We start from the raw sequence: 20,299 nt of genomic DNA, 5'->3' as shown, positions 1-20,299 counted from the left end.
CGTACGGGCCGGGCTCGGCACCCCGGTCCATGATCGTCCGTTCCCCGGACCGCCACACCCCGCCCCGCGCCCGTGGGTATCGTGGCCGTCTCGCCGCACGCCCACGAGGAGCCGCCGCCATGTCCGCCAGCCGCTACACCTATCTCGGCCCCGAGGGCACCTTCACCGAGGCCGCGCTGCGCACGCTGCCGGAGGCGGCGACGCGGGAGCTGGTGCCGATGGTCTCGGTGCCGGCGGTGCTGGACTCGGTGCGCACCGGGGAGGCCGCGGGCGCGCTGGTGCCGATCGAGAACTCCGTCGAGGGCGGCGTCACCGCCACGCTCGACGAGCTGGCGCTCGGCGAGCCGCTGATGATCTACCGCGAGGTGCTGCTGCCGATCGCGTTCGCCCTGCTGGTGCGGCCGGGCACGAAGCTGGCGGACCTGAAGACCGTCACCGGGCACCCGGTGGCGCAGCCGCAGGTGCGGCGCTGGCTGGCCGGGCATCTGCCGGACGCGGTGTGGGAGTCGTCGGCTTCCAACGCGGACGGCGCGCGGCAGGTGCAGGAGGGGCGGGTGGACGGCGCGTTCGCGGGCGAGTTCGCGGCGTCGGTGTACGGGCTGGAGCCGCTGGTCTCCGACATCCACGACGCGGAGAACGCCGAGACCCGGTTCGTCCTCGTCGGCCGCCCGGCCCGGCCGGCGGCGCCGACGGGCGCGGACAAGACGTCGGTGGTGATCTGGCTGGGCGACGACCACCCGGGCGCGCTGATGGAGCTGCTGCAGGAGTACGCGGTGCGCGGCGTCAACCTGCTGCGCATCGAGTCGCGGCCGACAGGCGAGGGCATCGGGCGGTACTGCTTCTCGGTGGACTGCGAGGGGCACATCACCGACCGCCGGGTGGGCGAGGCGCTGATGGGGCTGAAGCGGGTCTGTCCGCGGGTGCGGTTCCTCGGCTCGTACCCGCGCGCGGGGCTGTCGCCGGCGGACGTACAGCCGCTGCGGGCGGGGACGTCGGACACGGCGTTCACGGACGCGTCGGACTGGCTGACGCGGTGCCTGGACGGCCGGGCCTGACCTGGGGTCTGTGCACAGTTCGCGGAAGTTATCCACAGGCTGCCGAGGCTGCCTGTGCATAACTCGGGGCAGCCGGGCGGGCAGTGTCGACAAATCTGCCTAGTGACTGATTCCCGGCGTCCACCTGCTCAGATGGTTACTCGTCAGGGGAATTCCCTTGATCCACTCCAAGGCGGTAGGCAATTCCGCTCCAAAGGGTGTGTAGCCGGGTGCGTAACGGGGAATTCCTGCGCCAGCACCGGCCGTACGGAATGATCTTCCCCGGCTTCCACAGGCCGCCTCCCCGACCTGTGGATAACTTTGAGGATCCGCGGCCACCTGTGGAAAAGGATTCCCCAACTGCGGTGCGCGCCGGGGATCTACGGTGACTTTATGTCCCAATTGCCCACTCTCACACCTTTTCTCCATCTGCGGGTAAGCGGGATCCGCGAAACCGGCTATTCACCGCAAAGCGCGGAGAAATCCACAGGGGTGGAAATGGGCTTCGAGGCGGTCCGCTTACCCCGGTAACCTGGCTGCGTGATTGACCTTCGCCTGCTCCGTGAGGACCCCGACCGAGTGCGCGCGTCGCAGCGCGCCCGTGGAGAGGACGTCGCCCTCGTCGACGCGCTGCTCTCCGCCGACGAGCGGCGCAGGTCGTCCAGTACGCGCTTCGACGAACTGCGGGCCGAGCAGAAGCAGCTCGGCAAGCTGATCCCGCGCGCGCAGGGCGAGGAGAAACAGGAGCTGCTGCGGCGCACCGGCGAGCTGTCCGCCGCCGTCAAGGCCGCGGACGCCGCGCAGGACGAGGCCGCCGCCGAGACGCAGGCCCTGCTGCTGCGCCTGGGGAACGTGGTGCATCCCGACGTGCCCGTCGGCGGCGAGGACGACTTCGCGCTGCTGGAGACCGTCGGCACCCCGCGGGACTTCGCCGCCGAGGGCTTCGAGCCGCGCGACCACCTGGAGCTGGGCCGCATCCTCGGCGCCATCGACGTCGAGCGCGCCGCGAAGGTCTCCGGCTCGCGGTTCTACTACCTGACGGGCGTCGGCGCCCTGCTGGAGCTGGCGCTGGTCAACGCCGCGATCGCCCGGGCCACCGCCGCCGGCTTCACCCCGATGCTCACGCCCGCGCTGGTCAAGCCCCGCGCCATGGAGGGCACGGGCTTCCTCGGCCAGGCCGCCGAGGACGTGTACTACCTGGAGCGCGACGACTTCTACCTCGTCGGCACCTCGGAGGTCACGCTCGCGGCGTACCACATGGACGAGATCATCGAGGCCGACCGGCTGCCCCTGCGCTACGCCGGGTTCTCGCCCTGCTTCCGCCGCGAGGCGGGCTCGCACGGCAAGGACACCCGCGGCATCATCCGGGTGCACCAGTTCGACAAGGTCGAGATGTTCTCGTACGTCGCCCCGGAGGACGCGGAGGCGGAGCACGCGCGGCTGCTCGACTGGGAGAAGCAGTGGCTGTCGTCGCTCGGCCTGGCGTACCGCGTGATCGACGTCGCGTCGGGCGACCTGGGCGCGTCCGCGGTGCGGAAGTACGACTGCGAGGCGTGGATCCCGACGCAGGGGAAGTACCGGGAGCTGACGTCGACGTCGAACTGCGAGGAGTTCCAGGCGCGGCGGCTCTCGGTGCGGATGCGCGACGGGCAGGGCCAGAAGAGGGCGGCCCGCCCGCTGGCGACGCTGAACGGGACGCTGTGCGCCGTACCCCGGACGATCGTGGCCGTCCTGGAGACGCACCAGCAGCCGGACGGCTCGGTGGTGGTGCCGGAGGTGCTGCGGCCGTACCTGGGCGGACGCGAGCTGCTGGAGCCGGTCGCGAAATGAGCGGGCCGCTGCCGTACCGGCTCATCGCCACCGACCTCGACGGCACGCTGCTGCGCGGCGACGAGACTGTCTCGCCGCGCACGCGCGCGGCGATCGAGGCGGCCTGCGCGCGGGGCGCGGCGCACATCGTCGTCACCGGCCGCGCCGTGGCCTGGACCCGGCACATACTCGACGCGCTGGGGTACGCGGGCCTGGCCGTCTGCGGCCAGGGCGCGCAGGTGTACCACGCCGGCGAGCACCGGCTGCTGACCTCCGTGACGCTCGACCGGCGGCTGGCCGCCGACGCGGTGGCCAAGCTGGAGGCCGAGGTCGGCGAGGTGGCGGTGGCCGCCAGCGCGGACGGCCTCGCGGGCGAGGTGCTCTTCGGCCCCGGCTTCCGTGCGGTGGCGCGGGAGGACCTGCCGGTCCGCCGGGTGGCCGAGCGCGCCGAGCTGTGGGCCCGGCCGATCGGCAAGCTGTACGTGCAGCACCCCGACCTGGACGACGACGCGCTGACGGCCGCGGCCCGTGAGACGGTCGGCGACCTCGTCGAGGTGGTCCTCGCCGGCGCCGACACCGTCGAGATCCTGCCGCACGGGCTGAACAAGGCCACGGGGCTGTCGCTCGCCGCGCGCCGGCTGGGGGTCACGGGCGCGGAGACGATCGCGTTCGGGGACATGCCGAACGACATCCCGATGTTCCGCTGGGCGGGGCACGGGGTGGCGATGGCGGGGGCGCACCCGGAGCTGATCGCGGTGGCGGACGAGGTGACGGGCTCGAACGACGAGGACGGCATCGCGGCGGTGCTGGACCGGGTGTTCGGCTGACCCCACCGCGGGGCCGGCCCGTAGGGCTGGGCCGCCCGTACCGCCGGCGTCAGCGGATGATCATGGTGACGGCGGCGGTGGTGCCCACGACGACGATGATCGTGCGCATCAGGGCCGGGGTGAGCTTGCGGCCCAGGTGCGCGCCGAGGAAGCCGCCGACCGTGGAGCCGGTGGCGATGATGCCGGCCGCGGTCCAGTCGACGTCGGTGACGATGATGAAGACGATCGACGCGATCCCGTTGACGAGCGCGGCGAGGACGTTCTTGGCGGCGTTGAGGCGCTGCAGGTCGTCACGGACGAAGGTGCCGAACAGGCCCATGAGGATGACGCCCTGGGCGGCCCCGAAGTAGCCGCCGTAGACGCCCGTGCCGAGGACGCCGACCCACATCGGGGCGCCGCCGTCCTTGTCGTCGTCCTCGTCGCGCTCGGCGAGGCGGCGGCTGAGGACGGGCTGGAGGAGGACCAGCGCGCAGGCCGTCAGGATCAGGACGGGGACCGCGGCCTGGAACGCCTCGGCGGGCAGTTGCAGGAGGAGCAGCGCGCCGGCCAGGCCGCCGAGGAGCGAGGCGGTGCCGAAGCGCAGTATGCGCCGGCGCTGGCCGCGCAGCTCGCGGCGGTAGCCGTAGACGGCGCCGGCGACGCCGGGGACGAGGCCGACGGTGTTGGAGACGTTCGCGAGGACCGGCGGGTAGCCGAGGGCGAGGAGCGTCGGGAACGTGATGAGGGTGCCGGAGCCGACGACCGCGTTCATGCCGCCGGCGACGAGTCCGGCGCCGGCGAGCGCGGCGGCTTCGAGCGGTTCCACGGCGGCGTCCTCGTTCCTGGTTTCGGTCCCGGCGGTGGGGCTGGGGGTGGGTCGGTCGGGCCGGGTAGGGCGTACAGCGAAGATCGTGGTCATCGTGAGCGCGGCGGTCCGTCCAAGTCAATCCTCGGCTGTTCTTGGGCATTCCCAAGGGTTAACTTGACGCGCATGACTCTGGACGACCTGCGGGTGTTCGTCGCCGTGTGCCGGGCGGGGAGCCTGAGCGCGGTGGCGCGGGAGCTGGGCTGTACGCAGTCGGCCGTCAGCCAGCACGTCAAGCGGCTGGAGCGGGAGATCGGCCTCAGCCTCGTGGAGCGGCACCCGCGCGGGGTGGTGCCCACGCACGCCGGGGAGTTGCTGCGCACCGCCGCCGCCGAGGGTATCGGCGGCGTGGACCAGGCGCTGCGGCGGCTGGGCGACCTGGCGCGCGGCGACGGCGGGTCGGTGCGGGTGACGACGGGGGCGACGACCGTACGGCACTTCATGTCGGCGGCGGTCGTCGCGTTCCGCGAGCGGTATCCGCAGGTCAGCCTGGAGTTCCAGACGGAGAACTCCAGCCGCGGGTGCGTCGCCGCGCTGGCCGCGGGCGGCGCCGACCTGGCGTGGATCACGATCGCGGCGCCGGTGCGGGGCGTGGAGCTGCGGCGCGCGGCGGAGCTGCGGTGGGTGCTGGCCGTACGGGACGGCGATCCGCTGGCGGAACGGTCGGCGGTGGGGGCGGCGGACCTGGCGGCGGTGCGGCTCATCGGGCTGCCGGGGAACTCGAGTTCGCGGGCTCACCTGGAGGCGTGGTTCGCGGAGTCGGGGGTGCGGCTGCCGGCGTTCGACACGTCGGTCGCGGACTGGGACACGGCGATCCTGCTCGCGGAGCTGGGCCTCGGCTACGCCGTCGTACCGGAGCTGCCCGGATGGCGGGACGGGCGGCGCGACGGGCGGCATCCGGGGGTGCGGCTCGTACCGGTGCCGGATCTTCCGCCGCTGTGGGCGGGCTGGGCGGTGCGGCGGTGGGCGGCGCTGTCGCCGCTGGCGCGGACGTTCGCGGACATGGTGGCGGCGGGGGTGGCGGGCCCGGCGGATATGGACCGGTGATCTCTGCTCTCTTTGGCTCTGCCCGTCAGGCCATCGGTGGGCGAGGGTGGGTGACGTTCCGCAGTAGCCGAATCGCCACCGCCGGAGGCCCCCTTGAGCATCGCCTTCCTGCTGACCACGCTCGTCGTGGTCGTCACGCCGGGCACCGGCGTGGTCTACACCCTCGCCGCCGGGCTGTCCCACGGCCGGCGCGCGAGCGTGGTGGCCGCGTTCGCCTGCACGCTCGGCACCGTCCCGCACGTCGTCGCGACCGTCACCGGGCTTGCGGCGCTGCTGCACGCCAGCGCCGTGGCGTTCGAGACGGTGAAGTACCTGGGCGTCGCGTACCTGCTGTACATGGCGTGGTCGACGCTGCGTGACAAGGACACCCTGGTCGTCGCGGACGACACGGCGGCCGGACCGGCGCCGGCGGGGCGGGTGATCGTCTCCGGCGTGCTGCTCAACGTGCTCAACCCGAAGCTGACGATGTTCTTCGTGGCGTTCCTGCCGCAGTTCGTGCCGGCGGGCCGGGAGGGGTCGGTGGCGGCGATGCTGCGGCTGAGCGCGGTGTTCATGGGGCTGACGTTCGCGGTGCTCGTGGCGTACGGGCTGTGCGCGGCGGCCGTACGCGGGTACGTGCTGGGACGGCCGCGGGTGATGGCGGGGATCCGGCGGGTGTTCGCGGCGTCGTTCGTGGGGCTGGGCGCGAAGCTGGCGGTGGCGTGACGATGCGGTTCGGGCATGCGGCGGAGCTGCGGGCGGAGTTTCCCGAGCTGGTGGCGGGGGTGCTGTACGGGGACTTCGGGGGCGGTGGCGCGGGCGGTCCCGGCGGTCCCGGCGGTCCCGGCGGGGGTGCGGAGCTGGAGGCACGGATCGCGGCGTACACGGACGTCGCGCGGCGGCGGCTGGCGGAGGGCACGGAGGGGGAGTTCCCCGAGGTACGGGCGTGGCGGCGGACGTACACGCGGCTGGGGCTGCGGCCGACGCAGTACCGGTGCGCGTCGGAGTCGCTGCTGCGGCGGCTGCGGCGGGAGGGGTCCCTGCCGCGGATCCACCCGGTGGTGGACCTGTGCAACGCGGTCTCCGTGGCGTACGCGATCCCGGTCGCCGTGCTGGACGTGGACCGGGTCGCGGAGCCGTGGCTCCAGGTGCGGCGGGCGCGGGGTGACGAGACGTACACGGCGTTCGGCGGCGGGGACGAGCGGCCGGCGGCGGGGGAGGTGACGTTCGCCGACTCGTCGGGGCGCGCGCACGCGCGGCGCTGGACGAACCGGCAGAGCGGGTACTCGGCGGTCGGCGCGGAGACACGCCGGGTGCTGGTGGTGGCGGAGGGGGTGCACGAGACGGCTGCGGCGGACGTGGCGGAGCTGACGGGTGCGGTGGAAGGGGAGCTGGAGCGGCTGTGGGGCGTGGCGCCGAAGGCCGCGCTGCTGACGGAGGCGGGCCCGGAGTTCGTGTTCGCGGAGTGACGGGACCGCCGCCCCTCTTGAGCTGCGGGGACGCTGCGCCGGAGGGCGTTGTCAGTGGCGCGTGCCACGATGGCTCCATGAACAGGGTGGAAGAGGCGGCCTCTGACAGGTCCAAAGCGTACGGGTCGGATTTCCTGCAGCTCGACGTCGGGGAGGCGCCGGCGGGCGGGATGGCGGACTGGCTGGCGTGGCAGCTCAGGGAGGCCATCGCGGACGGGCGGCTGGAGGTGGGCGGCCGGCTGCCGCCGACGCGGGTGCTGGCGGCCGAGCTGCGGGTGTCGCGCGGGGTGGTGACGGAGGCGTACCGGCGGCTGACGGAGGACGGGCACGTCGAGGGGCGGCGGCGCGCGGGGACGGTGGTGGTCGCGGCGCCGGTGGGCGCGGGGGACGCGGCGGGTCCGGCGGCGCGGGCGGGAGGCGCGGTGGGTCCGGCGGCGCGGGCGGGAGGCGCGGTGGGTCCGGCGGCGCGGGCAGGTCAGGCGGCGCGGGCGGGGGGCGCGGCGGACTCCGCGAGGCCGGGTCCGGGCCGTCCCGCCGTGTTCTTCCCCACCGCGCCCGGGCCCGGCGCGTTCGACGCGCTGCGCGCCGCACCGGCCCGGATCGACCTCACCCCCGGGCTGCCGGACCTCGCCGCCTTCCCCCGCGCCGCGTGGCTGCGCGCCGAGCGCGCCGTCCTCGCCGAGCTGTCCGCCGCCGACCTCGGCTACGGGGACCCGCACGGCGCCCCCGCGCTGCGCCGGGCCGTCGCCGGCTGGCTCGCCCGCAACCGCGGCATCCGTGCCGACCCCGACGACGTCGTGGTCGTCGCCGGCACGGCCCAGGCGCTGACCCTGCTGCACCCGGTGCTGCGCGCCGACGGCATGGCGGCGGTGGCGCTGGAGGACCCCGGTTCGCTCGGTACGCGCCAGCATCTGGAGAACGGCGGTCTCGACGTCCTCCCGGTGCCGGTCGACGCCGACGGCATACGTGTCGAAGCGCTGCGCGCCACCGGCGCGCGTGCGGTGCTGCTCACCCCGGCGCACCAGTTCCCGACCGGCGCGGTGCTCAGCGGCGAGCGCCGCCGCGAGCTGCTGCGCTGGGCGGAGGACGGCGGCGGGCTCGTACTCGAAGACGACTACGACGCCGAACACCGCTACGACCGGCCGCCGGTGCCCGCGCTGCGCGCGATGCTCGCGGAGCGCGTCTGCTACATGGGCAGCGTGTCGAAGCTGCTGGCGCCGGCGCTGCGGGTGGGCTGGGTGGTGCCGCCGCCCGGGTACCGGGACGCGCTGGTGAACGCCAAACGCTTCACCGACCTGGGCAACGCGGTGCTGCCGCAGCTCGTCCTGGCGCGGCTGATGGAGTCGGGGGAGCTGGAGCGGCACCTGCGGCTGCTCCGGGGACGGCACCGGCGCCGTCGGGACGCGATGATCGCGGCGGTCGCGGAGCACCTGCCCGGCGCGGTGGTCCACGGCGCGGCGGCGGGGCTGCACCTGACGGTGACGTTCGGCGGGGCGGGCGGCGCGGAGCCGGCGGGGGTGACCGACACGGAGTTGGCGGCGGCGGCGCTGAGTTGCGGCGTCAAGGTGCAGCCCCTGTCCTGGCACCGGCTCCGGCCGGGCCCGCCGGGCCTGGTCCTCGGGTACGCGGCGAGCCACCCCGACGCCGTGACCGAGGGGGTGAGGCTGCTGGGACAGGCGCTGCGGGGGACGTAGCGGGACGGACCGCAGGGAGGGAGGGAGGGGGGAGCGGCCAGAGGGAACGGGCCAGGGGGAACGGCCGGAGACGCGGACCGGCGTACGGGCAGGCGCGGCGACGGCGTCACCGCCGCGTGTTCCCGCCGCGTGGTCCCGGCCACCGCCTCACGCGTCCCGGTGCCGCAGTGCCGCCGCGCCCAGCGCCAGTGCCGCCGCCGACCACGCCGCCAGCACCCCCAGCCCCGCCCACGGCCCGATGGGCAGGTCCGCCGTGTCCACCGTCGACTGCACCGCGAGACCCGCCGACGCCGGTCCGTACCGCTGCAACCGCTCGACCCACTCCGGATCCGACACCATCCCCGCCACCAGCGGCGCCGCGTACAGCACCCCCAGGCACGCCGCGACCGACCCCGCCGTGTCCCGCAGCGCCGCACCGAGGCCGAGGGCCAGCAGCGCCACCAGCACCAGGTACAGCGCCGTCCCGAAGCCGGCCCGCAGCACCGGCCCCGCCCCCGGGTCGTACGCGTCGAAGCCCGCCGGCACCACCGCCCGCCCCGCGAGCAGCGCGCCCAGCACCCCCGCGCCGCCCGCCACCAGCACCGCCGCGGCGACCACCGCGGACTTCGCGGCCAGTACCCGCAGCCGGGCCGGTACGGCGGTCAGCGTCGTGCGGATCGTGCCCGTGCCGTACTCCGCCGTGAACGCCAGCGACGCGAGCACCGCCACCGCCGCCTGTCCGGCCCACACGCCGGCCAGGCTGGTCTTCACGACGTCCTCGCGGCAGCCGGCCGGCGGGCAGTGCGCCGTGGACAGCCCGCCGACCGCGCCCGCGCCGACCGCGGCGGTGACGACGACGGCGGCGAGGAGGAGCCACCACGTGCTGGGGACGGTACGCAGTTTGGTCCACTCCGCCCGCACCGCGTGCGCCGTGTCCCGTACGCCGGGGAAGGCCGACCCGGCCCCCGGCGCGTACCCCCGGGTCGTCGCCCGCCCCTCACGCATCGCGCCGCCGCAGCCGCCACGCCGCCAGCGCCAGTGCCACGGCCGCCCACACCGCCAGCACCCCGAGCCCCGCCCACGGCCCCTGCGGCATGCACCCGTCCTCCGGCACGCACACCGTCTCCACCTGCCCGTACCGCGGCGTCGTGCTCTGCACCCCGAACCCCGCCACCGGCGTCACCCGGAACAGCCACTCCACCGCCCCCAGCGGCAGCCCCCCGCCCAGCACCATCGGCAGCACGAACAGCACCACCACGAGCGTCACCGCGGCGGCCGTGTGCCGCAGCAGCGCCCCCAGCCCGAGCGCGAAGAGCGCCACCAGCGCCAGCAGCAGCCCCGTGCCCACCACCGCCCGCAGCGCCGGCCCGTCGGACAGCGACACCTCCGGGAACTGCGGCGGCGTGTGCCCGCCCGAGCGCAGCGCCCGCTGCCCCGCCAGGAACGACACCACCGCTGCCGCCAGCCCCGCCGCGCACGTCACCGCCCCCAGCACCGTGGCCTTCGCCGCCAGCACCCGCCCGCGCCGCGGCCCGGCGGTGAACGTCGTGCGGATCATGCCGCGCCGGTACTCGGCGGTGATGAACACCACCCCCAGCGCCGCGAACGCGATCAGCCCGACCTGTGCGCCCGCCAGGCTCATCCACGTCAGGTCCGCGGCGGGCGGGCGCGGGCCGATGTCGCCGGAGCCGGTGACGGTGAACGTGCCGCCGGTGCGCTCGGCGCCGCCGACCGGGCCGTTCGCCGCCGCCGGGCCGGACGGCGGGCCCACGGCCTCGTCCCGCCAGGCCGTACCGCCGCCGCCGTCGCCGTCCCCTGAACCAGAACCGGAACCGGAACCCGAATCCGGACCCGAACCCGGGCCGGAACCAGAACCGGCCCCTTCGAGCCGTACGTTGTCGAACACCCCCGTCGCCTCGCTCGGCCCCGCCCCGATGCTCAGCGACCCGAACGACCGCTCCACCCGCACCGTCTCCGGCGCCGCCACGAACAGCCCCGCCCGCGCCGTCCGCGGCAGCCCGGCCGCGGACACGCCGCCGACCTCCTGCCAGCGTTCGCCGTCGGCGGACCGGTAGCCGGTCAGCCGGTCGCCCTCGCGCGTCAGCCGCAGCCACACCGGAGCGTCACCGGCCACGGCGCCCCCGGCGACGTCGTGCTCGAACCCGTACTGCAGCCGCACCCCGTGCCCGGCGGTGCGCATCAGCGCCACGTACGGACTCCCCGGCTCCGTACCCGCCTTCACGATCACGCCGGCCTTCGCCCACGGCGCGTCCGTACCCTCGCCGAGCGTCAGGTCCGTCACGCGCGCGGTGACGCTGCCGTCCCCGGCCAGCGGCCGGTGCACGAAGCGGAACGAGTCCGCCACCCGGTCCGCCGCTCCCGTACCGGAGCCGCCGCCGTCGTCGGACGTGGCCACCTCGCTGCCGCCCGCCGACACCAGCGACACGAGCACCGTCACGACCACGCCCGCGAGAAGCGTGAGCAGCCACCGGTCGACACTGCGCAGTTTCGTGAACTCGGCGCGCAGCAACTGCCGGAACCCGGCACGCGCGGGCGGCAGCTTCGACCGGTACGGGGCCACGCCCCCGGCGCCCGTCCGCGCCCCCGCCGCCACCGCGCGGGCGCCCGTGCCCGTACCGCTTCCCGCACTCATCGCGGTTCCTCCCCCTCGGGACCGGCGGCGAACTCCGCCTCGCCGCGCGTCAGCTCCATGTACGCCTCTTCCAGCGACGCCCGGTGCGCCGCCAGCTCCGAGAACGGCACCGCCCCCGCGCCCAGCAGCTCCGCCACCCGCTCGGCCGGCAGCCCCGACACCGTCAGCGACTCCCGGCCCGTCGCCGCCACCGTCGCCCCCGCCGCGGCCAGCACCGTCATCGCCCGCTCCCGCGCCCCCGTACGCAGCGCGACGCGGCTGTCGGAGGCGGCGGCCAGCACCTCGGCCACCGGCATGTCCGCGACGAGCCGGCCGCGGCCGATGACCACCAGGTGGTCGGCGGTGTCCTCCAGTTCGCTCATCAGGTGGCTGGAGACGAGCACCGCCCGCCCCTCCGCCGCCAGCCGCCGCAGAAAGCCGCGTATCCAGCGGATGCCCTCCGGGTCCAGGCCGTTGACCGGCTCGTCGAAGAGCAGCACCGGCGGGTCGCCGAGGAGCGCGGCGGCGATGCCGAGGCGCTGGCGCATCCCCAGCGAGTAGCCGCCGGCCCGCCGCCGCCCGGCCGCGGCGAGACCCACCTGCTCCAGCAACTCGTCGACGCGGCGCGGCGGCAGGCCGTGCGAGTGCGCCAGCCACAGCAGGTGGTCGCGCCCGCGCCGGGCGGGGTGGACGGCCGCGGCGTCGAGCGCGGCGCCGACGTGCTGCAGCGGGCGGCGCAGCGCCGCGTACGGGTGGCCGCCGACCAGCGCGCTGCCCGCGTCGGGGGCGTCGAGGCCCAGGACGATGCGCATGGTCGTGGACTTCCCGGCCCCGTTGGGGCCGACGAACCCGGTGACCTGACCGGGGGCGACCGTGAACGACAGGCCGTCCACGGCGGCGACGGGACCGAAGCGCTTGCGCAGCTCCCGGACCTCGATGGTTGCTTCTGACGCTGCCATGGTGAGGAGGCTACGAAGCGGGCGTCGGCCGGGTCGTCACGCGGGGGAGGAGTCTTGCGGGCGGCGGCGTAGCTCGTGTGAGGGAGGGAGATGTCCTGGGCGGGAGGGACGCCGGGAGGGGCGGGCGCGGGGACAATGGCGTGGTGACGGGTGCGCGGGGGGAGTGGGCGGGGGGTACGGGCGTGACGGGTGGGGCGGAGGGTACGTACGCGAAGAACGGGGACCGCACGTCCGCCGCAGACCACACGCCCGCCGCAGACCACACGCCCGGCGCGCGCCCTCCGGCTCCCCCGCTCCGCCGCCTGGCCGCCTCCCCCGACGGGCCCGTCGCCGCCGCCGCGCTCCTCGCGCTCCTCGCCGCCGTCGACGCCGTCCTGCGCGCCGGTGCCGGGGACCGCCTCACCGCCGCCCTGCTGCTCGCCTTCGGCGCCACCGCCCCCGTCGCGCTCCTGCGCACCCACCCCACCCCCGCCGCCGTCCTCGCCACCGCCGCGAACGCCCCGCTCCTCGCCCTCCTCGGCGCCCCCGTCGCCGCCGGCGCCGCCGCCCAGGCCGTCCTCCTGCACCGCCTCGCCCGCCACGGCACCCGGCGGGGCCGCATCCTCGCCGTGCTGCTCGTGCTGCCGCTCGCGGGCTACGCCGTCGGCGACCCCGGCGCCGCCGCCGGTGGCCGGCTCGACGACGCTGGCAGGCTGCTCGCCGTCGCCGCCGCCGTCCTCCTCGCCGCCGCCACGGGCGCCGGCCTCGCCCGCCGCGCCCGCAGCGCCGCCGCCGCACACAGCGCCACCGAACGCGCCATCGCGCACGCCCTCTACGAACACGCCGCCCGCGGCGAACGCGCCCGCATCGCACGCGAACTCCACGACGTCGTCGCCCACCACATCTCGATGATCTCCGTACAGGCCGAAACCGCCCGCCTCACCACCCCCGGCCTCCCCGACGAGGGCGCCCGCCGACTGCGCGACATCGGCGACACCGCCCGCACCGCCCTCACCGAGATGCGCCGCCTGCTCGGCGTCCTGCGCGAGGACGCCGGCGCCGCCCCCGCGGAACGCCGCCCCCCGCCCGGCCTCGCCCAGCTCAACGAACTCCTCGACGGCGCCCGCGACGCCGCAGGCGCCGCCGTACGCCTCATCGTCAGCGGCGCCGTACGCCCCCTCGACACCGGCATCGAACTCACCGCGTACCGCATCGTGCAGGAAGCCCTCACCAACGCCCGCCGGCACGCCCCCGGCTCCGCCGTCGACGTCGAACTGCACTACGCCGACGCCTCCCTGCGCCTGCGCGTCCGCGACAACGGCCCGGGCCCCGGCGGCGGGACCGCGGCAGGCGGCGGCAGCGCGGCGGGCGACGCGACCGCGGCGGGCGGCGGGCACGGACTGCTCGGCATGCGCGAACGCGCCGCGGCCGTCGGCGGCCGGCTGCGCAGCGGCCCCGCCGCGGGCAGCGGCTTCCTCCTCGAAGCCACGCTCCCCGCACGGACCGGCGCGAGCGCGGCGGAGACCGCGGCATGACCGGCCCCGCGGACACCGTGCGTGTCGTCGTCGCCGACGACCACGAGGTCGTCCGCGCCGGCTTCGCCGGACTCCTCGCCACCCAGCCCGACTTCGACGTCGTCGGCACCGCGCACGACGGCGCCGACGCCGTCCGCGTCTGCCGCGCCCGGCGGCCCGACGTCGTGCTCATGGACGTCCGCATGCCCGGCGTCGACGGCATCGAGGCCACCGCCCGCCTCACCGCCGGCGCCCCGCACCCGAAGGTGCTGATCCTCACCACCTTCGACCTCGACGAGTACGTCTACGACGCCCTCGCCGCGGGCGCCAGCGGCTTCCTGCTCAAGGACGTCACCGCGGAGCGGCTCTTCGACGCGGTGCGCGTCGTCGCGGCCGGCGAGGCGCTGCTCGCGCCGGCGGTGACGCGGCGGCTCATCGCCGAGTTCGCGCGGCTGCGCACGTCGCGGCGGGAGCGGAGCGAGGCGGCCACGGCGCTGGCGGCGCTGACGCCGCGCGAGACGGAGGTGCTGCGGCTCCTCGCCGAGGGCCTGTCCAACCCCGAACTGGCCGCCCGGCTCCACGTCGGCGAGGAGACCGTGAAGACGCACGTCAGCCGGTTGCTGGCCAAGCTCGGCCTGCGGGACCGCACGCAGGCGGTGGTCATGGCGTACGAAACGGGCCTCGTCGTCCCGGGCACCCGCTGACGTCACCCCGCCCCGCCGGCCCGCCCCGGCGGCGCTCGGTTAGCCTCGTGACCATGCCCGGAGCCATCGAACTCGTCATCTTCGACTGCGACGGAGTCCTCGTCGACTCCGAGCGCATCGCCGCCGCCGCCCAGGCCACCGTGGGTGCGGAGCTCGGCTGGCCGCTCACCGAAGCCGACGCCGTCGAACTGTTCATGGGCAAGTCCCAGGAGTCCGTCGGTGCCATGGTCGTCGAACGCCTCGGCCCGGGCACGGACGAGACCTGGCAAACCCGCTACTTCGAGGAGTTCCTCGCCGGCCTCGACCGCCTCGAAGCCGTACCCGGCGTCGTCGACGCGCTCGACGCCATCGCCGCCGCAGGCCTGCCCACGTGTGTCGCGTCCAGCGGCGGCCACGAGCGGATGCGCCGCACCCTCGGCCGGACCGGGCTGTACGACCGCTTCGCCGGACGCATCTACTCCGCCGCCGACGTCGGCGGACGCGGCAAGCCCGCACCCGACCTCTTCCTCCACGCGGCGCGCCGGATGGGCTACGCGCCGCAGGCGTGCGCGGTGGTGGAGGACAGCCGCTACGGCGTCCAGGCGGCGCGCGCCGCGGGCATGCGCGCGTACGGCTTCACCGGCGGACTGTCACCGGCCGACTGGCTGGCGGGCCCGGACACGGTGCTCTTCGACGACATGCGCAAACTGCCGGTCCTGCTGGAAGCAGCGGCACCGGCGGACTGACTGCCGAGGGCCCGTACGAGCAGCAGGGAACGACTTCGGGCGCCCGCCCTCACCCGGCCCTCTCCCAGGGGGTCTACGACCAGCTTCGGGATCGGCGACACCGATTTGGTTGGTGGGATCAACCGGATCAAGATCACTCTTTGCCGCAACCTTTCCTCGGGGTCCGCTGCAAGCCGCCTGTGCACGAGTATCGGTAGAGATCTCGGTGGGCACGCGGCTGCAGTCCGAACCGCATGACGTCGACGGCCACATACGTCCTCACCCTGGAGCAGCAACGCCGAAGAAGCTCAGTGAGGGCAGCCCCGTCGCAGGCGTCCGAGGCCGTGCAGCGGGCCGCATGTCGTGTCAGTCTCGGGCGGTAGCGTGCGCGGCACACGTCAACCACTCGATTCCGCACCGGGGAAGACATGACCGACGCCTACGCGCCCGTCTCTGAACTGAACTTGCTCAAGGAGTTCTCCGACGGCCCTGGAGATGCCTACTTCTCCGACGGGTTCGAGTTCTACGAGTACAACCGGCCCGACGCCGGTCTGGTGGAGTGGCTGAGCCTGGAGAAGCGGGAAGAGGAGGCACGGGGCCACCTCAACCGGCTCACCCCGTTCGCCCGGGCCACCGGCTCGGGTTCGTTCTACGCCCTGTGGCACTGCGACGACCGCACCGACCTCGCCACGCTACCCGTCATCCGCTTCGGCGACGAAGGCGATCTCGACATCATCGAGGGCCTGCGAAACCTGTTCCGGCTGCTCGCGATCGACGACGAGTGGTTCATCCCCTGGGACGAGGAGCGCGAGGCGGACCCCGACGAGGAGCACTCCCCCGGGCACGAGGCGTACGTGGTCTGGCTGAAGGAGACATTCGGCCTGACCCCTCCCACCGACGCGGAAACCGACGAGATCCTGGGGTCGGGCCGCAAGAAGTACGGCGCCCGGTTCGTGGACTGGCTGGAGGAGTTCGGGTCGGAGGAGATCGACTTCGACTCGTGGCGCAAGGAGTGGTCGGGCGGCTCCTGAAGGTGAATGCGTCGTACCAGGCGGCCGAGGCTCTGGGGACGCCCGCCGGGCCCTTGGCAGGGGCGCGTATCCGGGTCACACCCCTCGTACGGGCGGCACGGACGGCTCGTACGAGCGGGAAACCCCGCTACGCGCCCCGGCCCTTGACCCACTCGTCCGCCAGGACCGACCACACCTCGGTGTCCTGCCGCACCCCCCGGTGCGGATACCTCGCCCGCAGCACGCCGTCGCGGCTCATGCCGAGACGCTGCGCGACCTTGATGCTCGGCGTGTTCTCCGCGGACACGAGCCATTCCACGCGCTCCATGCCGCGCTCACGCACCGCCCAGTCGATGATCACGCGCGCCGCGCGCGTGACCAGCCCGCGGCCCGCCGCCGCGGGCTCCAGCCAGCAGCCGGCCTCGCAGGTGCGCTGCGGCGCGTCGAAGATGCGGAACAGGACGCCGCCGACGAGGAGGCCGTCGAGCCAGATGCCGTAGAGGCGGCCGGAGTCGGCGGCCGTCTTGTCGGCGTACGACTGGAGCCAGGCGCGGGCGGAGTCGAGATCGGCGGCGGCGTCGGCGAGGCCGATGTGCTGGCCGATGAACGCGCGACCGCGGTCCATGTGGGCGAGGAACTCCTCGGCCTGCCAGGGCTCCAGCGGCCGCAGCTCGGCACCGTCGTCACCCAGGGATATCGCGAACATCGGGCCCTCCCGTGGCTGTGCTGACTACCGTGATCCTCGCACGGCCCACCGACCGGCCCTCGCTCACCCGTTCGCCCGGACTCCGCCTGCGGCCCCGGACTCCGACTCCGCCTGCGCCTGCGCCGCCTCCGCCAGGGCGGCGACACAGGCCCGTACGGCCGGGCTCTCCCCCAGGGACCGCCACGCGGCCTGGACCGTGCGCCGCACCACCGGCCGCACCGGCACGAACCGCACCCCGGGCGGGCACGGCCGCTGCGCCATCTCCGGTACGAGCGCCACGCACAACCCGCCCCGCACGAGCGCGAGCTGCGTGGCGTACTCCGTCACCCGGTAGCGCACCTCCGGTTCCAGGCCCACCTCGCGCAGCGCCTGCGTCAGCCCCTCGTACGGCTCGGTGCCGACGGGACAGCTCGCCCAGACCGCCGCCCCGGTCGCGTCGGCCTCGCCGAGCTCGCCCAGCTCGGCGAGGCCGACGCGCTCGCGACCGGCCAGCGGATGGGCGTCCGGCACCGCCAACTGCACCTCCTCGACCACCAGCGTCCGCACCGCCAGGCCCTGCGGCAGCCGGATGGGCCGGCTGCTCCAGCTCTCGATGAGCAGCAGGTCCAGCTCCCCACCGACCAGCCCGGGCACCAGCTCGACGACCTCGCCGTCGACGACGGTGGGGACCAGCCGCGGGTGCGAGGCGGTGAGTGCGGTCAGCACCCCGGGCAGCAGCGCGCGCAGCGAACTGCCGACTCCGCCGAGGCGCAGCGGGCCGAGGATCTCGTCCTGCATGTCGGCGAGATCCGCCTCGGCCTCGGCGACCTGCGCGCACACCCGGGCCGCGTGCGCGGCGAGCACCCTGCCGGCGTGGGTGAGGCGGACGCTGCGCCCGTACGGCTCCAGCAGCCGGTGCCCCGACTCGCGCTCCAGCTTCGCGAGCTGCTGTGAGACGCCGGAGGCGGTGACGTGCAACGACGCGGCGGCACGGGCGATGGTGCCGTGGACGGCGACGGCGTCGAGGGCACGGAGGCGCTCCAGACTGAACACGAAGCGATGCTAACGCTTTCGGCTAACGAATCATCGCTTTTTCTTGGGGGATCGGGCAGGCAGAGTGAGAGGCATGCGAGTCGACGGGGACGGCCAGGACAAGCAGGGCGACATATCCCTCCGCCTCACCCCGCCCGCCGCGCCGTCCCGGCCCGCCCCGGGCGAACAGCCCGGTCCCGGCGCCTTCGCCACCGGGGAACAGGGCCGGGGACTCCTCGGCCGGCTGGCCACCCCGGTCACGATGGTCATCGGCGGCTCGGCGTGCATCTCGTTGTCGGCCATGTTCGTGAAGCTCTCCGACGTGAGCGCCGGCACCGCCGCCGTGCTGCGCTGCGCCCTGGCACTGCTGCTGCTCGCCCCGCTGGCGGCCGTCGAACTCCGCCGCCTCGGCCCGCGGGCCCGGCGCCCCGTACTCACGGACCTGGCGGCCGGGCTGCTGCTCGGCGTCGACTTCGTCTTCTGGGCCGCCAGCATCAGGGACGTCGGCGCCTCCATCGCGACCGTGCTGCTCAACATCCAGGTGATCGTCTTCCCGCTGCTGGCCCGCCTGCTCACCCGCACGCCGCTGCCGCGCGGCTTCTGGCTCACCGCCCCGGTGCTGCTCGCCGGGGTGGCGCTCGCGGGCGGCGCGATCGGCGACCCGGAACCGGGCAGCAGCCCCGTCACCGGCATCCTCTACGGCACGGCCGCCGGCGTCGCCTTCGCCGGCTACCTCTTCCTCACCCGCCTGGCCGGCGCACCTCCCACCACCTCCGACCCGCAACCCACTCCAGACCCGGCCCCGGCTCCTGCCGCTCCCTCCCGTCCCCGCGGGCACATCGCCGTGCCGGTGTGCACCGCGACGTTCTCCGCCGGCATCGCCTCCGGCATCCTCGGCGGGCTGTGGACCGGCATCGATCCGACGCCCGAGCCCGCCGCCCTCGGCTGGCTGGCGGCCATGGCCGTGCTCGGCCAGGTCCTCGCCCTGCTCCTCATCACCCCCGCCCTGCCTCGGCTCGCCCCCGCCACCGGGGCGGCGCTGCTCCTGCTGCAGCCGGTGCTCGCCATCGCCACCGCGGTCGCGTTCATCGGCGAGCGGCCCACGGTGACGCAGTACGCCGGCTGCCTGCTGGTGATCGCGACCGTCTGGTACGCCACCCGCGTCGGCGCCCGCCGGGGCGCCGAAACTCCCGCGCTCCGCACCGCGGGCCGCAGCTAGTGCCTTGACCGGAAAGGTTCGCCGGATCGCGCACCTACGACATCGGTACCGGCGACGGCCTCAGCCGCCCGGAGCGTGTCCCTTCCGAGAGGCTGAAGGTGAATCTGCGTGCAGAGCAGACCCGACGACACCCTTTCGATCACGCCCCATTCCCAGGTGGCCACGGGATCGAGACCCGTCCGGGCGGCCAGCCGGCGAGCCCGCTCGAAGGGGTCACCAGCGAGCAGTTCGACCGGGTCTCCACGCATCAGGACACCCAGGTCGTACTCGGCCTCCGCAAGGAGACCGTCCGGATCGACCAGCTTGAAGCCGCCATCGCTCTGAAGGGCGTTCAGTTGATGTACGTCGCCGTGGACCAGTACGGCCTTCTCGTCGCGGTGCGCTTGCTCCCGCCGTCGAGCCGAGACGAGGGCGTGCTCGACCGCTTTCTCGGAACAAGGGTGATCGAGCTCCTCCCACAGCCTCGCGATGACGTCGGCGAGCCGGCGGGCCTTTTCGGCACCGGTGGGCAGCCCACAGTCGGGGGCCGGCCGCCAGATGCGCGCTGCGGTATCGCAGAGAATCCCAAGGCGACGCGAGAGCGGTAGGCCGAGCTCGAACATCGGCCGCCCCAGTCGTTCCATGAGCAGGGCACCCCGGCCGGCGTCATGTCGGTAGAGCGCCGGGCATCCTTCTCCTCCGACCATGCGGAGCACCGTCGCCTCAGTGGAGGAGTCGTTCCCCACGCCCGGCACCAGCACCTTGAGAATCGCCGAGGCTCCGTCCGCCCGGGTCGCTTCGGCCACGAAGGCCCTGGCCCCGCCCGTGTACGGGCGCCCCACGATGATCGACCAGTCGGCCTCAAGGCTCGCGACAAGCGCAGGCAGGCGCTCAAGCCAGTCTTCGACACCGGCAGCGCGAACCATGTTGCGTACGGCATCCGGGACTTCGATCACTTCCGCAGTCTCACATCAAACACACGGCACACACACCGATTTTCCCGGCAGCGCGTGGATGGCGCGAGCAGGCGGTTGTGGTGCGGGTGTCGGTGGCCCATAAACCGCCCTGCGGCTACAAACTACCCCTTCGCGAAGGCCATTTCCGCTGAGAGAACGTCACTGACCTGTGCTTTTGATACCAGCCGCAAACGTGTGGAGGAAGCCCGGTGCGCCCCGGGAGAGTGTGGCGGTGCGTGGGTGT

19 protein-coding genes are annotated in these 20,299 nt (G+C 74.6%); 12 read left to right on the top strand and 7 right to left on the bottom strand.

Annotated features, from left to right (window positions below; all coding sequences use genetic code 11):
* The first annotated feature begins 119 nt into the window (after nt 1-119).
* The 3 genes from pheA to O7599_RS20290 all read left to right on the top strand — a co-directional run bounded on the left by pheA (nt 120) and on the right by O7599_RS20290 (nt 3,670).
* On the top strand, nt 120-1,055 hold the full coding sequence (gene pheA / locus O7599_RS20300) for a prephenate dehydratase (protein ID WP_281617023.1): 936 nt from the start codon (nt 120-122) through the stop codon (nt 1,053-1,055).
* Between the two features lie 519 nt (nt 1,056-1,574).
* Nucleotides 1,575-2,864 (top strand): serine--tRNA ligase, encoded by a 1,290-nt coding sequence (serS, locus tag O7599_RS20295; RefSeq protein WP_281617022.1) that lies wholly within the window; start codon nt 1,575-1,577, stop codon nt 2,862-2,864.
* Entirely contained in the window at nt 2,861-3,670 is an 810-nt protein-coding gene (locus O7599_RS20290) for an HAD family hydrolase (RefSeq protein WP_281617021.1), read from the top strand. Before serS ends, O7599_RS20290 begins: the two co-directional genes overlap by 4 nt.
* Nucleotides 3,671-3,719: 49 nt before the next feature.
* Here O7599_RS20290 and O7599_RS20285 read toward each other — a convergent pair whose 3' ends face one another.
* Nucleotides 3,720-4,475 carry a sulfite exporter TauE/SafE family protein gene (locus O7599_RS20285; protein WP_281617020.1) on the bottom strand — a complete coding sequence of 252 codons (756 nt, stop codon included), beginning with the start codon at nt 4,473-4,475 and terminating at the stop codon, nt 3,720-3,722.
* 165 nt (nt 4,476-4,640) lie between these two features.
* Between O7599_RS20285 and O7599_RS20280 the strand changes: the two genes are divergently transcribed.
* From O7599_RS20280 to O7599_RS20265, 4 genes are all read left to right on the top strand, one after another.
* A complete protein-coding gene (locus O7599_RS20280; protein WP_281617019.1) occupies nt 4,641-5,561 on the top strand; it encodes a LysR family transcriptional regulator in 921 nt (306 codons plus the stop codon).
* A 93-nt stretch (nt 5,562-5,654) separates the two neighbouring features.
* Nucleotides 5,655-6,266: a LysE family translocator gene (locus tag O7599_RS20275; protein WP_281617018.1), complete on the top strand. Its 612-nt coding sequence runs from the start codon at nt 5,655-5,657 to the stop codon at nt 6,264-6,266.
* A 2-nt stretch (nt 6,267-6,268) separates the two neighbouring features.
* Nucleotides 6,269-7,009 carry a phenylalanine--tRNA ligase beta subunit-related protein gene (locus tag O7599_RS20270; protein ID WP_281617017.1) on the top strand — a complete coding sequence of 247 codons (741 nt, stop codon included), beginning with the start codon at nt 6,269-6,271 and terminating at the stop codon, nt 7,007-7,009.
* A gap of 77 nt (nt 7,010-7,086) precedes the next feature.
* A complete protein-coding gene (locus O7599_RS20265) occupies nt 7,087-8,703 on the top strand; it encodes a PLP-dependent aminotransferase family protein (protein WP_281617016.1) in 1,617 nt (538 codons plus the stop codon).
* A 147-nt stretch (nt 8,704-8,850) separates the two neighbouring features.
* Here O7599_RS20265 and O7599_RS20260 read toward each other — a convergent pair whose 3' ends face one another.
* The 3 genes from O7599_RS20260 to O7599_RS20250 are packed head-to-tail and all read right to left on the bottom strand — an operon-like array spanning nt 8,851 to nt 12,273.
* Complete coding sequence (locus O7599_RS20260; protein ID WP_281617015.1) at nt 8,851-9,687, bottom strand: ABC transporter permease subunit; 837 nt, start codon at nt 9,685-9,687, stop codon at nt 8,851-8,853.
* Complete coding sequence (locus O7599_RS20255; protein ID WP_281617014.1) at nt 9,680-11,335, bottom strand: ABC transporter permease subunit; 1,656 nt, start codon at nt 11,333-11,335, stop codon at nt 9,680-9,682. The genes O7599_RS20260 and O7599_RS20255 overlap by 8 nt, the downstream gene beginning before the upstream one ends.
* On the bottom strand, nt 11,332-12,273 hold the full coding sequence (locus tag O7599_RS20250) for an ATP-binding cassette domain-containing protein (protein WP_281617013.1): 942 nt from the start codon (nt 12,271-12,273) through the stop codon (nt 11,332-11,334). Before O7599_RS20250 ends, O7599_RS20255 begins: the two co-directional genes overlap by 4 nt.
* 302 nt (nt 12,274-12,575) lie before the next feature.
* Here O7599_RS20250 and O7599_RS20245 point away from each other — a divergent pair, with 302 nt between their 5' ends.
* The 4 genes from O7599_RS20245 to O7599_RS20230 all read left to right on the top strand — a co-directional run bounded on the left by O7599_RS20245 (nt 12,576) and on the right by O7599_RS20230 (nt 16,205).
* Nucleotides 12,576-13,787 (top strand): histidine kinase, encoded by a 1,212-nt coding sequence (locus O7599_RS20245; RefSeq protein ID WP_281623450.1) that lies wholly within the window; start codon nt 12,576-12,578, stop codon nt 13,785-13,787.
* Complete coding sequence (locus O7599_RS20240) at nt 13,784-14,470, top strand: response regulator transcription factor (RefSeq protein ID WP_281617012.1); 687 nt, start codon at nt 13,784-13,786, stop codon at nt 14,468-14,470. The genes O7599_RS20245 and O7599_RS20240 overlap by 4 nt, the downstream gene beginning before the upstream one ends.
* A 53-nt stretch (nt 14,471-14,523) precedes the next feature.
* Nucleotides 14,524-15,195, top strand: a complete 672-nt coding sequence (locus O7599_RS20235) for an HAD family hydrolase (RefSeq protein ID WP_281617011.1) — start codon at nt 14,524-14,526, stop codon at nt 15,193-15,195.
* Between the two features lie 407 nt (nt 15,196-15,602).
* Nucleotides 15,603-16,205 carry a hypothetical protein gene (locus tag O7599_RS20230; RefSeq protein WP_281617010.1) on the top strand — a complete coding sequence of 201 codons (603 nt, stop codon included), beginning with the start codon at nt 15,603-15,605 and terminating at the stop codon, nt 16,203-16,205.
* Between the two features lie 127 nt (nt 16,206-16,332).
* Here O7599_RS20230 and O7599_RS20225 read toward each other — a convergent pair whose 3' ends face one another.
* Nucleotides 16,333-16,890: a GNAT family protein gene (locus O7599_RS20225; protein WP_281617009.1), complete on the bottom strand. Its 558-nt coding sequence runs from the start codon at nt 16,888-16,890 to the stop codon at nt 16,333-16,335.
* Between the two features lie 63 nt (nt 16,891-16,953).
* A complete protein-coding gene (locus O7599_RS20220) occupies nt 16,954-17,922 on the bottom strand; it encodes a LysR family transcriptional regulator (protein WP_281617008.1) in 969 nt (322 codons plus the stop codon).
* 73 nt (nt 17,923-17,995) lie between these two features.
* On the opposite strand from O7599_RS20220, the gene O7599_RS20215 reads away from it, so the two are divergent.
* Nucleotides 17,996-19,120, top strand: a complete 1,125-nt coding sequence (locus tag O7599_RS20215; RefSeq protein ID WP_281617007.1) for a DMT family transporter — start codon at nt 17,996-17,998, stop codon at nt 19,118-19,120.
* Here O7599_RS20215 and O7599_RS20210 read toward each other — a convergent pair.
* Complete coding sequence (locus O7599_RS20210) at nt 19,117-20,055, bottom strand: aminoglycoside phosphotransferase family protein (protein ID WP_281617006.1); 939 nt, start codon at nt 20,053-20,055, stop codon at nt 19,117-19,119. The genes O7599_RS20215 and O7599_RS20210 overlap by 4 nt on opposite strands.
* Between the last annotated feature and the right edge of the window lie 244 nt (nt 20,056-20,299).

Source organism: Streptomyces sp. WMMC500 (genome assembly GCF_027497195.1).
In the GTDB taxonomy this organism is placed as follows: domain Bacteria; phylum Actinomycetota; class Actinomycetes; order Streptomycetales; family Streptomycetaceae; genus Streptomyces.
The sequence above is the reverse complement of the archived record's forward strand: the minus strand, read 5'-3'. Positions and strand labels throughout refer to the sequence as shown.